Below are 12281 nucleotides of genomic sequence, written 5' to 3'. Positions count from 1 at the left end.
TGTCAAGGGCCGTTGAGTTCTGCCCATAGGCGGTCAGTGTTTCGTCCCGCTGGTGGCCATCAGAACTGCCCACTGGTGGCCAGCTGGTTTGCCCGCTTGGGTGGTGATGCTGGCCACCGTGATGGGATCAGTTCAGTGGCATGACTCCCTTCCCGGCCATCGCCTGGGTCATCCGCACGGAGTCTCCGGTGGTCTGGCAGACGTGGGCGTGGTGCAGGAGCCGGTCCACGGTGGCGGTGGCCAGGGTCTTGGGCATCAGTTCGTCGAAACCGGCTGGGTGCAGGTTGGAGCTGATGGCCACGGAGCGTTTCTCGTAGGCGGCGTCCACGATCCGGTAGAGGCCCTCGGCGGCATCGTCGGCGACCGGCAGCAGCCCGATGTCATCGATGATGACCAGGTCGGCGCGCAGGATCCGGGCCACGGCCTTGGTGATGGTGTCATCGGGCCGATGAGCTCGGATCATCGCCCCGAGGTCCTCAAGGGTGAACCAGGCCACCCGTCGGCCCTCCTCGACGGCTTGCTGGCCCAGGGCCTCGAGGAAGAAGGTCTTGCCGGTGCCGGAGGGCCCGCAGACCACGAGGTTCTCCCTGCGTGAGAGCCATTCCAGGGTGCGCAGGGACTGCTGGGTGGGGGCCAGGATCGAGGAGGCCTGTTCATCCCAGGTGGTGAAGGTCTTGCCGGTGGGGAATCCGGCGGCCTTGCGCCGGGCGGCGAGCATGGACCGGGCCCGCCCGGCGGTCTCCTCCGTCAAGAGAGCCTTGAGGACTTCGGCCGGTTCCCAGCGTTGGGCCCGGGCGGTGGCCAGGACCTCGGCGGCGATCCCTCGGGCGTGGGGCATCTTCAGCTGCCGCATCAGCGCCTCGAGCTCGGCCGGCAGCGCCGGTGCGGTGGTGTTCGGGGTCGTGATGCTCATCGGGCTGCCCCCTCGGTGCTGGTGGTGCCGAGGCCGGCCCAGCCGGCGGTGCCCTGCGTCAGGGACCGTTCCTCCGTCGCGGCGTGAGTCCCGGTGCGGTGGCCGGCGGCGGTGAGCAGGGAGGACAGGTCCCCGTGGGCGAAGCGGTGGTGCACGGCGGCGACCCCGAGGGCCTTGTCGACCTGGTCGGTGCCGGTCAGCTTGGCCAGGGTGACGGCCTCGGCCATCTTCTGGCCGATCCGCGCCGTGCCGGCCGCGGCGGCCTCCACCAGCCAGGTCCTCGCCCCGGCCCCGATGCCCAGGAACTCCGCTTCCGCCGCCGAACGAGGCGTCGGGGTGTAGTCCCCGGGCACCTTGTCCGCCTGGTGGCCGGGGAAGTGCGCGTCGTCGATGGCCGGAGACCCGGGCCGGGCCAGCTGATGCCGGGCGACCTCCACCGGACCATCGGCACCGGCGTGCATGATGACCACCTGCGAGTCCGGGCCGGTGCCGTGATGGCGGACGAAGACCTCGGCCCCGAGCAGGTGCGCCGGCACCGAGTACTGGGCGTTCTCGAAGGAGACCATCGGCGTGTTCTCCGGCACCCTGCGTCCGACCCCGTAGGAGACGGTGTGCGCCGTGGCGGGGATGCGGTGCAGCGCGCCAGCCTCCTCGGCGAGCATGTCGGCCGGGCGGCGGCGGGTCACCCGGTGCTCCCGGGCGTTGACCAGGGCCATGAACGACTGACATGCCTCTTCGAGCTCGGCGAACGAGGTGTACTCGGTCCGCAGGTTGGTGTCCTTCGGAACCAGATCGGCCTTGGCCAGTTTCACCGCGTTCTCCACCCCGCCCTTGGCAGCCGGGTCCGCCGGCCGGCAGGTCAGCACCTCCACCCCGTAGTGCGCCGCGAACGCCACGGTGGCCTGGTTGCGCACCGGCACCCCGGCCACATGGGAGACCGTCACCGTCTTCTCGTTGTCCGTGAGCACATACGTCGGGGCACCCCCGATCAGCCGGAAACACCGGTCCAGGGCAGCGAACACGCTCGGAGCCGTCCTATCACGCAGGGCGATGACGATCCGAAAGCGAGACCAGGCCAGCCAGGCCACGAACAGCACCGTCTTGGCCCCGTCAATCACCGGCCCATCGCCGAAGTCGTACTGCAACCAGCCCCCGGGCTCGGTGATCCAGGGCCGGTGCACCCGCCGCCTCCCAGCCCGCCAGGCGGCCTTCACCTCCGCCACCGCCCGGCGGGTGGAACGCTCCGAGCCGGTGTAGCCCATCACGGTGAGCTTGTCGTGCACGACATCGGCGCGGATCCGCCCGGTGGAGGCCTCGACCCATTCCTCGATCTTGGGCAGCCACGCGTCGGTGACCCTCGGGCGACTGGCTCCGGCTCCAGGGGCCTGGCCGGCATCGCGGGCCTGCACCAGCCGGGCCACGGTGTGGTGGGAGCAACCGGTCAACTCGGCGGCACCCCGCAATGACCTGGTCAGGTCATAGGCACTGAGTATTCTCATGGTTTCTACGGCATCCTTCATTCAGGGCCTCTTCCTCGCTGGATTCGATTCGACACCGATATCCAACCCGGGGAAGGGGCCCCCGCCGTCTCACGACGCGGCGGGCAACGAGTAGCGCGGGCAAACCAGATGGCCAGCACCGGGCAGAGCCGGTGGCCATCACTGGGCAGTCCTTGTGGCCGTCAGCGGGTCATTCCCTGGCCACCTATGGGCAGCTTTTCATGGCCGCTGACAGGCGAGGGGCGTCGTCGTCGGGATCCTTCCGATGGACGGCTTCCACCTCGCCGACGTCGAGCTCGACCGCCTCGGCCGCCGCGACCGCAAGGGCGCCATCGACACCTTTGACGGCTGGGGCTACCTCTCCGCCCTCGAGCGCGCGGCCGCCGCCACGGACCACGTCGTCTACGTCCCCGGCTTCGAGCGCGACCTCGAGCAGCCGATCGCCGGCGCCGTGCCCATCGACCCTGGCGCGGACCTCGTCATCACCGAGGGCAACTACCTCCTCGCCGACGCCGCCCCGTGGCACCGCCTGACCGCCGTCCTCACCGAGACCTGGTTCATCGACATCCCGGACGAACTGCGGCAAGGCCGCCTCGTTGCCCGTCACGTCGAGTTCGGCAAGTCCCCCGACGACGCCGCAGCCTGGGTCCGCGACGTCGACGAGCCCAACGCTCGGGCGATCCTCGCGCGGAAGCACGCCGCGAACCGCGTGGTCGACGGCAGCTGACCCTGCCACGTGATTGGCCCGGCCACGCCCCACCACCTACTCGACCGGGAACACCCCGCGGGTCGTCTGGATGAGGCCGTCCCCGACCACGCAGTGATCGCCCTCGACCGGGCCGTGGACCTGCCCTTCCGGTGATACCGCCCAGCAGGCGGGGGACGCGTGCCCGGTGATGTCGTGGACCGAGCCGGACACCGCCAGCCATCCGCCGCTGGACGCGAGGTGGTCGAGCGTCACGTCGTGCGCGTCCGGCACGGCTACGACGTCGTCCGTGATCGGGTTCCACACGGCGGGACCTGCGCCGGTGGGGAGCAGCGCCCACACCTGCTCGCCGCGCTGCGCGCCGCGGGGCCAGAGCACGTCGTCCCGCTCCTCGCGCCTGCTGCCCGGTGGGTAGACCGGCTCGGTCTCGCCGGAGCTGACGTGGACGACGGTGGCCGCGCCACCCCCGGGAACGGCGTCGCTCCACGGGAGGATGATAATCGGACCGCTGCCCTGGAAGTTCCACAGATCGGGGAACGTGCCTCGCCACTCCTGGTTGCCGTCGAACGGGGACCGGGCGAGGAGATCGGAGCCGTGCACCTCGAGCAGCGTGTCGTCGATGACGCGTGCCGAGATCGCGCAGGTGACGTCGGGGACGGTCGTCGTGCCGTCCTCGATCGCGGCGACCATCGCGTCGGTGGCGCGGCCGTCCTCCTCGGAGACCAGCAGCACGGTGCTCGCCTCGACGGCCGGGACGTACCGGTCTCGGGCCTCGCCGAGCTCGCACTCGTGCGTCGGGCGTTCGGGTCGCTCCCAGCGCACCGCGCCGTCGGCGAGCTCGAGGGCGACGGCCCCCTCGTCAACGGCGGCCATCACCAGCACGCCGTCGCCGACGGCGATGCCACGGCCGGCCACCGGGGCGCTCCACAGCACGGCGCCGTCGGCGGGATCGACCGCCACGGTGGCCGTATCGGTGCTGAGCACGACGAGCTCGTCGGTGACCAGGACCGGCTCCGCGGACTCGGCGTCGTCGATCGCCCACACGACCCGGCCGGTCGCGATCTCCCGCGCCGTGCCGCCCTCGATGTGCAGGTCGCCGAGCCGGGTGGCGTATCCGCCCGGACCCTCGGCGTCGGCGTCGTCCCACGGTCGCTCCCCGCCCGGAAGACCGACGACGGCGACGATCGCCCCAGCGGCGATCACCACGACCGCCGCGGCACCCGCGACGACGGCGACGGCACGCCGGCGAACGACCGTGGTGATCAGCCAGATCACCCCGGCCAGAAGGGCGACCACGCCGGCGGCATAGGCGAGACGGCCCCAACCCCCGGCCACCGTCATGGCCACGATGGCGGCACCGGTCACGGCGAGGGCAACACCGATCGAGACGCCTCGGCGACTCCTGGTCCGTTCCATCGCGCGAGAGTAGCGAAAGCGCCCCCCCGCGGGCCGCGCGCACCGCTTGAGACCGCCCCCTTCAGTCGTGAGGAGAAATCTCGTCACTCGCCAGGAGGTAGTCCGCTCACTCGCCAAGGGAGCGGGCACCTCTATCGCGGGCACCTCTACCGGGGGCAGCGCTCCCTCTGGGCCGGCCCCCTCATGCCCCCTACGGTCGACTCATGACGACGACGTCCCCCCGCCGCCGGTGGCGCCAACCGATCCTCGGCGTGCTCGCCGGCGCCGCGGCCGCGCTGATCGCCTACCTCCTCATCGGCTTGGTCCGCGGCGACCACCCCGAGGAGCTCACCACCGGCTACTCGCTGAGCGACGAGGACGCCCTCGCCCCCGGCCCCGTCTCGCTCGTCTCGGTGTGGGACGTCCGGCAGCCCTCGTCGATCCCCGGCCTCGCGGCGCCGACGGGCGACCGCTACCTCACGCTCGACGTGGCCCTCGACAGCAACGAGGGGACCGCCGACGACTGGCTCGACCTCGAGGGGCTCGAGATCGGGCTGTTCGCCGTCGACGGCTCCGGTGAGCGCGAGGAGCTCGTCCCCAGCGACTCCTCCCGCGCCACGCTCGACGGCATCGGCGGGACCATCCGCGCGATCGACCCGTACTGGATCGACCTCACCTACGAGCCACCGTCCGGCGACGTCGGGCACTACGAGGTGGACCTGACGGTCGGCGGCGAGGAGTACACGCTCGCCGCCCACCCCGGGGAGGACTCATGACCGACGCTGACCGCCCCGCCAGAGATTCGGCAACCCCCGATGCCACCACCCCCTCGCGCCGTCTCTTCTTCACGACGGCGATCCTCACCTTCGTCCTCGCCCTCACCACCCTCGCGCTGCTCCCGCGCGGCGACGCCGCGACCCCGGCCGTCGCCGGGGACGAGTTCACCGTGGAGCTGACCGACGGCGTCACGGCCTCCGTCGTGCCCGAGCTGCGGGACCAAGGCTGGCGCGCGTCCTCCTCGGTCCGCCCGTATGCGCTCGACCTGCGCGTCACCGTCACGAACGACTCCGCGGACCTGTTCCCTCGCTGGTACCGGGTCGAGGTGTTCGAGGCCGGCAACGTCGTCGACGGCGAGGAGCTCGGCGAGCGGGTGACCGCCAGCCTGGGAACGGCGCACGTCCCCGCGGGCGGCCGTCACGCCGTCGAGTTCTCCTACACCTACGACCGGCCGTGCGGCGAGTTCGTCGCCCGGATCTCGTCCCTCCTCACCCTCGACGGCGACGAGCGGTCCGAGTCGGAGACCCCGTTCAGTGTCGGCGACGAGGAGTGCCTGGCCGAGCAGGACTGACGTGGCGCGCTCACCCGTCGGGAGGAAGTCCGTTCCCTCGCCACAGGGTTGAGCGCACTCCCACCTACTCGACCGGGAACACCCCGCGCTCCGTCTGGATGAGCCCGTCGGCAACCGCGCAGTCCTCACCGGAGACTGGCCCAAACAGCTCCCCCTCCGGCGCGAGGGCCCAGCAGACCGGTGTCACGTGCCCCGTGATGTCACGGGTCTCGCCGCGCAGCGCCAGCCACGACCAGCCGCCAAAGGTCCATACGTCGTCGACGTGCCCCCGTCCGGAACCTCGACAAGTTCGTCGCTGATGGGGTTCCACAGTGTGTGCCCCTCCTCGCCGGGGACGAGCGCCCACACGTCGTCCTGCCGTTGCCACTCCAGCACCTCGATCGGCCCGGCGGCGTCGTCGTGCACCCCTGCGGGGGGTCGGACCCGCTCGGCCTCGCCGGTCTCGACGTCGATGAGGTCGACCCCGGCCCAGTCGGGTGCGGCGGAGCTGTGGGGGACGACGAGCGTGTCGCCACCGCCCTGCGTCTCCCAGGGGCGGGCGACCTCGGTGCGCCACAGCTCCTCGCCGTCGGAGAGCGACCTGCCCACGAGTGCGCGGGACTCGGCCTCGACGAGCGTGTCGCCGACGATGCGTGCCCAGTCGCTGCAGCTGACGGAGTCCACGGTGACCGCGCCGGTCGTGATGTCGTGGATCCGTCCGTCCGTCCTGTCCGTCGCCGGATGCGTCCGGCGAGAGCAGGACCGCGCTCGACTCCTGCGCGGGCCTGTGCAGGTCGCTCGAGCTGCCGCCGCGGCACTCCTGTGTCGGTGCTCCGGGCTGCTCCCACCGGGTCTCGCCGTCGGCGAGGTCGAGGGCGACGGCGCGTCGGTCGAACGTGGCGACGACCAGCACGTCGCCGTCGTGGGCGATGCCGAGGCCCCGGTCCGGGGAGGTCCACAGCTCGGTGCCGTCGGTGGGGTCGACGGCGACCATCGCGTCGGGGGCCTCGAAGACGACGATCTCGTCGGTCGCGAGTGCCGCCAGCGCGACGTCGGTGAACTCGATCGACCACACGACCTCGCCGGTGGCGATGTCCCGCGCCGCCCCGTCGGCGATGTGCAGGTCACCGAGCCGGGCGGGCCTGGGGCCGATCGACTCCGCGTCGCCCTCCCACGCGTCGTGATCGCTGGGTGTACCGACGACGGCGAGCACCGCTCCGCCCGCGAGTGCCGCCGCTGCTGCGGCCGCGAGCACGATGGACAGGGCACGACGACGAACGACGCCCGCGACCAGGGCCGCCACGCCCAGGACGACCAGCAGGACACCGGCGCCGTAGGCGAGCCGCCCCTAGCCCCAGATGATCGTCGCGGCCACGAGCACCGCCCCGAGGATCGCGAGCACCGCGCCGATACGGATGCCGCGTCTGGTGGGGGACTGGCTCACACGCTGAGGTTATCGACCCTGCTCGACGCCACGATCACCTCTGCCGCTACGTGGAACGTCAGGCTGCGGCCCCCTGGCCCGCAGCCACTTCTCCGCCGGGTGCTCGACCAGCGTGTACAGCCCCCAGGCCGCCGCCTGCGTCAGCACCAGCAGGTAGACCCACTCGAACGCCGGGCCCACCCCCATCGCGTGGTGGCCGAACCCGTCCGGCACCACGTGGTTCCACGCCCGGATGACTGGCTCGTGGATGAGGTACCAGGCGTAGGACCAGGCCCCGAGCCGCACGGACACGCGGTCCCGCACGAGGGTGGCGCGCCCGTCGATGTCGTTCTGCGCGGCGGCCACGATGAGCAGGGCGAACAGCGGGGCCGACCACCACTGCGACCCGGAGTACGGCCCGAACGCCGCCCCGTCGCCCACGGCCCGCTCCCACGGCACCATCGCGGCGTGGAAGGCCACCACGAGCCCGGGGGCGGGAAGTAGTCGATCCAGAACCTCGCCCAGCCGCCGGCCCCGAACACCCACCACAGACCGACGAGCACCACCGCGCACACCCCCCACATCGCCGCCCGCCACCGCCGCCACAGGAACACCCGCAGGGCGACCGGCCGGTCCAGGTAGGTCCACGCGAGCACGAACCCGGACAGGACGAAGAAGAACGTCACGCCCGTGCGGCCGAACGCGGTGAGGTAGCTGAGGACCGGCACTGGCCCACCTGCGCGCTCAGGTGGTACATCACCACGAGCAGCGCGGCCCAGAACCGCAACCCGGTCAGCGAGTGCAGCCGCGAGGGAAGGGCCAGATCGCCCGACGACGACGCGCGCCCGGGCGCGGAACCGCCGCCCGGCGTAGGCGCAGCGCCCTGCGGCGCGCCCGTTCCCCTGCTCCCCCTGGACACGGGCGCCCACGCTACGACGCAGGGATCCCGCCCGCAGATCGGCCGGCGGGACGAAGAAGACGGCGGGCGATCACCGACTGATCGACCACACCGATGAGTCCATCGAATCTTTGGGGATTGACGATCAGTACGTCCCGGCTGAGGCTGGTTCTCCAGCGGCAGGAACTGACACGGAAGTCATGCCGCAGCCGACCACACGGACCTCACCAGGCCCGTTCGTTCGGCCGAGCACCACACACGTATGACCACCAACCAGCACGACCGCTCGCGGGCAACCGCCGGTCGGCGACGTCGAAGCAACGGAGCGACAATGACAGCAGTAGATGTGACCGAGTACGAGGAGTACCAGGAGGCCGGCCGCATCTGGGGGCTCGTTCCTCGCGAGCGGATCACGAAGATCAAGTTCCCTCGCGTGCCCCGGGAGACGATCGAGCGATACCTCGCGATCGAGGACATGACGACCTCGGTGTCGGACGTCCTCGACTCCCTCGGCATCGTCGGGACGGTCCCCGGTTCCTACCTGCGCCCGATCAACGACGGGCAGAAGGTCGTCGGCCCCGCGGTGACGATCCGCAACGCGGTGGAGCGCAAGACCCCCACCCAGGGGTACCACGACAAGGACTTCATCCGGATGTCGACCCGGGACATCTACTATCTCGCAGAGCCTGGGGACGTCCTCGTGACCGATACGGGTGGGAACCTCGAGGTCTCGAACATGGGTGGTCAGTCGTGCACGGTGGCGCAGACGCGCGGTCTCGCGGGCTCGATCGTCTTCGGCGCGGTTCGTGACGTCGGCACGATCCGCAGCCTCGGGTACCCGTTGTGGAGCTGCGGCGTCACCCCGCTCACCGGCAAGTTCCGGATCGAGGCCATCGAGCTCAACGGCGTCGTGCGGGTCCAGGACGTCCGCGTCGAGGCCGGCGACCTCATCGTCGCCGACGACTCGGGCATGTGCTGCGTCCCCTTTGAGCACGTCGACCACGTGATCGACGAGATCGAGAAGATTGCTGCTGACGAGGCCCGGATGGCCGAGCTCATCGTCGCGGACGCACCGCTGGACGAGCTGCGTCCGCTGTTCAGGAAGAGGTACACGGGATGATCAGGACAACGAGGCGATCGACGATGATCGCCGCCCTCGGCGCGGCCACGCTCGCGCTGGCGGCCTGCTCGGTGGGCGCGCAGTCACAGGGCTCCGGGGAGGGAGACTTTCCCTCGGGAACCATCGAGATCGTCGTGCCCTACGACGCCGGGGGTGCGACGGACCAGCTGGCACGCGCCGTCGGCCCCGCGATCGAGGAGGCGCTCGGCGGTGATGCCGAGGTCATCATCCTCAACGAGCCCGGTGGCGCGGGGACGATCGGCACAACCTCCGTCGTCAACGCCGAACCGGACGGTTACACGCTCGGCATCCTCGCGCCGGGACCGCTCACCGTGCAGCCTCACCTGGGGGAGGCGACGTACGCGCTCGACGACGTGCTGCCGGTCGCGCGCATCGCGTCGGCCCCGCTCGTCCTCGCTGTACGGGCAGATGCGCCCTGGGAGACCATCGACGACCTCGTCGCCGATGTGGAGGCCGACCCGGGCGCGTTCCGGTATGCCTCGACCGGCGCGGGCAACCCCGCCAACATCGCGGTCGAGAAGCTCAACGCCGCGGCGGGCATCGAGACCACCCAGGTCCCGTTCGGCTCGAGCAGCGAGGCCGTGACGGCGCTGCTCGGCGGAAACGTCGACGCGGCTGCCGGTTCGCCGTCGGCGTTCACCGCTTCCGTCGCCTCGGGCGACCTGCGGATCCTCGCCAACCTCGGGGAGGGCTCGGGCGAGGGTTACGAGGACGTCCCGACCCTCCTCGACAGCGGGTACGAGGCCTCGACGAACATCGTCAGCGGCCTCATCGCCCCCGTCGGTACCCCGGACGAGATCGTCCAGGTCATCGCGGACGCGGTGAGCACCGCTCTCGAGGACGAGGAGGTCGTCGCGGCCATCGAGGCGACCGGCGTCATCGTCAGCTACGGCGACGGCGGCGAGTACGGCGCCGATCTCGAGGTCGACTCCGAGGAGAACCAGGGCGTCCTCACCGACCTCGGACTGATCGAATGACCGCGCAGCACGGCGCCGCGCCCGCGGACCGCGTCCGTTCGGCCGTCATCCTCGGTGCCGTCGCGGCGCTCGGACTGCTCGTCGTCGCCGGGAGCTTCCGCCTCGGCGTCGGCAGTCCGACGTCGCCCGGGGCGGGGATGTGGCCGGCGATCATCGGCGCGCTCTGGTGCCTCGCCGGCACCGTGGCGGCCGTGGGCGCCGCCCGCGGCGCCGTGCTGCCGTCGATCCGCCCGGTCGGTTCGCCGCTGGTCGGAGTGGGTCTCGTCGTGGTGTTCATCGGCCTGTTCAGCTACGTCGATCTCGCCGTCGCCGTGCTGGCAGTCAGCCTGCTGTGGATGCTTCTGCTCAGCGACATGCCGTGGCCGCGCGCGATCGTCGGGTCCCTCGTCATCACCGCCGTGATCTATGGCGTGTTCGTGTTCGCCGTCGGTACTCCGCTGCCGGCCAGTCTGCTCCCCACCTTCTAAGGAGGCGACGTGCTCGACTCACTCTCGCTCGGCCTCAGCGTCGCCGTGCAGCCGGAGAACCTGCTCGCCGTGCTCATCGGCTGCGTCCTCGGGGTCGTCGTCGGCGTCCTGCCCGGGCTCGGTCCGATCACCACGATCTCCATCCTCCTGCCGTTCACGTTCGGGATGGAACCGACGACGGCGATCATCATGCTCGCCGGGATCTACGCCGGCGTGATGTACGGCGGGACCGTCACGTCGGTGCTGCTCAAGCTGCCCGGCGAGGCCGCATCGGTGGTCACCGCGATCGACGGCTACGAGATGGCCAAGCAGGGCCGGGCCGGTCCCGCGCTCGGCATCGCGGCGATCGGTTCGTTCGTCGGCGCGACCGTCGCGCTGCTCGCCCTCACCTTCGCCGCGCCGGCCCTCGCCGACCTCGCGGTGCGGCTCGGCCCGCCCGAGTACGCGGCTCTTGCCGCCCTCGGGCTCTTCCTCATCGCCTTCCTCGGCAGCGGGGCCTTCGCGAAGGCACTCGTCGCGGCGGCAGCCGGCCTGTTCCTCGCAACGGTCGGCCTCGACCCGGTGTCCGGTCAGACCCGGTTCGCCGGCGGCGTGCCCGAGCTGCTCGAGGGGCTCGACGTCGTCGCCGTGGTGCTCGGTCTCTTCGGTATCGGCGAGGTGCTCTTCCAGCTGCGCAAGCGGCACGAGCCCGAGGCGGAGACCGTCAGCACGAAGGTCGGTCGCGTGACGCCTTCGCGGAAGGACCTCAGGGACAGCTCCGGGGCGATCGGTCGTGGATCGGTCATCGGCACGCTCATCGGGCTCGTGCCGGGCGGTGGAGGCATGGTGTCCTCGCTCGTCAGCTACGGGGTCGAGCGGCGCGTCGCCAAGGACCCGAGCCGGTTCGGCAAGGGTGCGATCGAGGGCGTGGCGGGCCCGGAGACGGCGAACAACGCCTCGTCGACGTCGGCCTTCGTCCCGCTGCTCAGCCTCGGCATCCCGTTCAACGTCACCATCTCGCTGCTCTTCAGCGTGCTCATCATCAACGGCGTCACGCCGGGACCGCGCATGGTGGACGAGCGGCCGGACCTCTTCTGGGGCGTCATCGCCTCCATGTACGTGGGCAACATCGTGCTGCTGATGCTCAGCATGCCGCTCGTCGGCCTGTTCATCCAGATCCTGCGGGTCCGCACCGAGGTGCTCGCCCCGTTCATCATCGCGCTCAGCCTGGTCGGCGTGTACACGATCGACAACAACACGTGGAACATGTGGGTCGCCCTCGTGTTCGGGGTCATCGGCTACCTCATGCGCGTCTGGGGATTCCCACCGGGACCGCTCGTGCTCGCGTTCATCCTCGGCGGCATGCTGGAGACGGCGATGCGCCAGTCCCTGCTCATGAGCGACGACGGCTTCCTCATCTTCGTGCAGCGCCCGGGTTCGGGCCTTCTTGTCGCGATCTGCGTGGCGATGGTGGCCTTCTCGGCCGTCGGCGCGTGGCGTGCGCGCAAGAGGGCGCCCCAGCAGCAGGCGGAGCTGGAGGAGGTGGACGCCTGATC

The 12281-nt window shown here is 71.1% G+C and carries 12 protein-coding genes and 1 pseudogene; 7 read left to right on the top strand and 6 right to left on the bottom strand.

Annotated features, from left to right (window positions below; genetic code table 11):
* Positions 1-127: 127 nt before the first annotated feature.
* Positions 128-913, bottom strand: coding sequence for an IS21-like element helper ATPase IstB (gene istB, locus ACZLMO_RS16300; protein WP_463654080.1), 786 nt, complete (start codon positions 911-913; stop codon positions 128-130).
* Entirely contained in the window at positions 910-2433 is a 1524-nt protein-coding gene (istA, locus tag ACZLMO_RS16295) for an IS21 family transposase (RefSeq protein ID WP_463654081.1), read from the bottom strand. The genes istB and istA overlap by 4 nt, the downstream gene beginning before the upstream one ends.
* A gap of 244 nt (positions 2434-2677) precedes the next feature.
* Here istA and ACZLMO_RS16290 point away from each other — a divergent pair, with 244 nt between their 5' ends.
* A complete protein-coding gene (locus tag ACZLMO_RS16290) occupies positions 2678-3139 on the top strand; it encodes a nucleoside/nucleotide kinase family protein (RefSeq protein WP_463654336.1) in 462 nt (153 codons plus the stop codon).
* A gap of 36 nt (positions 3140-3175) precedes the next feature.
* On the opposite strand, the gene ACZLMO_RS16285 is transcribed toward ACZLMO_RS16290, so the two are convergent.
* Positions 3176-4534 (bottom strand): outer membrane protein assembly factor BamB family protein, encoded by a 1359-nt coding sequence (locus tag ACZLMO_RS16285; RefSeq protein ID WP_463654335.1) that lies wholly within the window; start codon positions 4532-4534, stop codon positions 3176-3178.
* A 203-nt stretch (positions 4535-4737) separates the two neighbouring features.
* Here ACZLMO_RS16285 and ACZLMO_RS16280 point away from each other — a divergent pair, with 203 nt between their 5' ends.
* Both ACZLMO_RS16280 and ACZLMO_RS16275 read left to right on the top strand, forming a co-directional pair.
* On the top strand, positions 4738-5289 hold the full coding sequence (locus ACZLMO_RS16280; RefSeq protein ID WP_463654334.1) for a hypothetical protein: 552 nt from the start codon (positions 4738-4740) through the stop codon (positions 5287-5289).
* Complete coding sequence (locus ACZLMO_RS16275; protein WP_463654333.1) at positions 5286-5861, top strand: hypothetical protein; 576 nt, start codon at positions 5286-5288, stop codon at positions 5859-5861. The genes ACZLMO_RS16280 and ACZLMO_RS16275 overlap by 4 nt, the downstream gene beginning before the upstream one ends.
* Before the next feature lie 183 nt (positions 5862-6044).
* Here the strand turns inward: ACZLMO_RS16275 and ACZLMO_RS16270 are convergent, their stop codons facing one another.
* From ACZLMO_RS16270 to ACZLMO_RS16260, 3 genes and pseudogenes are all read right to left on the bottom strand, one after another.
* Positions 6045-6524, bottom strand: a complete 480-nt coding sequence (locus tag ACZLMO_RS16270; protein ID WP_463654338.1) for a hypothetical protein — start codon at positions 6522-6524, stop codon at positions 6045-6047.
* Between the two features lie 115 nt (positions 6525-6639).
* Positions 6640-7053, bottom strand: a pseudogene (locus ACZLMO_RS16265) (outer membrane protein assembly factor BamB family protein); the annotation flags it as partial.
* Positions 7054-7293: 240 nt separating this feature from the next.
* Positions 7294-7809 carry an acyltransferase family protein gene (locus tag ACZLMO_RS16260; RefSeq protein ID WP_463654332.1) on the bottom strand — a complete coding sequence of 172 codons (516 nt, stop codon included), beginning with the start codon at positions 7807-7809 and terminating at the stop codon, positions 7294-7296.
* 683 nt (positions 7810-8492) lie between these two features.
* Between ACZLMO_RS16260 and ACZLMO_RS16255 the strand changes: the two genes are divergently transcribed.
* The 4 genes from ACZLMO_RS16255 to ACZLMO_RS16240 are packed head-to-tail and all read left to right on the top strand — an operon-like array spanning position 8493 to position 12279.
* Positions 8493-9281 (top strand): RraA family protein, encoded by a 789-nt coding sequence (locus ACZLMO_RS16255; RefSeq protein WP_463654331.1) that lies wholly within the window; start codon positions 8493-8495, stop codon positions 9279-9281.
* 23 nt (positions 9282-9304) lie between these two features.
* Complete coding sequence (locus ACZLMO_RS16250; RefSeq protein WP_463654330.1) at positions 9305-10279, top strand: tripartite tricarboxylate transporter substrate binding protein; 975 nt, start codon at positions 9305-9307, stop codon at positions 10277-10279.
* Complete coding sequence (locus ACZLMO_RS16245; RefSeq protein ID WP_463654329.1) at positions 10276-10746, top strand: tripartite tricarboxylate transporter TctB family protein; 471 nt, start codon at positions 10276-10278, stop codon at positions 10744-10746. The genes ACZLMO_RS16250 and ACZLMO_RS16245 overlap by 4 nt, the downstream gene beginning before the upstream one ends.
* Before the next feature lie 9 nt (positions 10747-10755).
* A complete protein-coding gene (locus ACZLMO_RS16240) occupies positions 10756-12279 on the top strand; it encodes a tripartite tricarboxylate transporter permease (protein ID WP_463654328.1) in 1524 nt (507 codons plus the stop codon).
* Positions 12280-12281: the final 2 nt, after the last annotated feature.

The sequence above is a fragment of the Georgenia sp. G2120 genome (assembly GCF_055326485.1).
This window is presented reverse-complemented; position numbering and strand designations above follow the sequence as displayed.

Coding starts and splice junctions, on each gene's coding strand:
- ACZLMO_RS16255 (WP_463654331.1), top strand. CDS start 8,493: ATGACAGCAGTAGATGTGACCGAGTACGAGGAGTACCAGGAGGCCGGC.
- ACZLMO_RS16250 (WP_463654330.1), top strand. CDS start 9,305: ATGATCGCCGCCCTCGGCGCGGCCACGCTCGCGCTGGCGGCCTGCTCG.
- ACZLMO_RS16285 (WP_463654335.1), bottom strand. CDS start 4,534: ATGGAACGGACCAGGAGTCGCCGAGGCGTCTCGATCGGTGTTGCCCTC.
- istB (WP_463654080.1), bottom strand. CDS start 913: ATGAGCATCACGACCCCGAACACCACCGCACCGGCGCTGCCGGCCGAG.
- ACZLMO_RS16290 (WP_463654336.1), top strand. CDS start 2,678: ATGGACGGCTTCCACCTCGCCGACGTCGAGCTCGACCGCCTCGGCCGC.
- ACZLMO_RS16245 (WP_463654329.1), top strand. CDS start 10,276: ATGACCGCGCAGCACGGCGCCGCGCCCGCGGACCGCGTCCGTTCGGCC.
- istA (WP_463654081.1), bottom strand. CDS start 2,433: ATGAAGGATGCCGTAGAAACCATGAGAATACTCAGTGCCTATGACCTG.
- ACZLMO_RS16275 (WP_463654333.1), top strand. CDS start 5,286: ATGACCGACGCTGACCGCCCCGCCAGAGATTCGGCAACCCCCGATGCC.
- ACZLMO_RS16280 (WP_463654334.1), top strand. CDS start 4,738: ATGACGACGACGTCCCCCCGCCGCCGGTGGCGCCAACCGATCCTCGGC.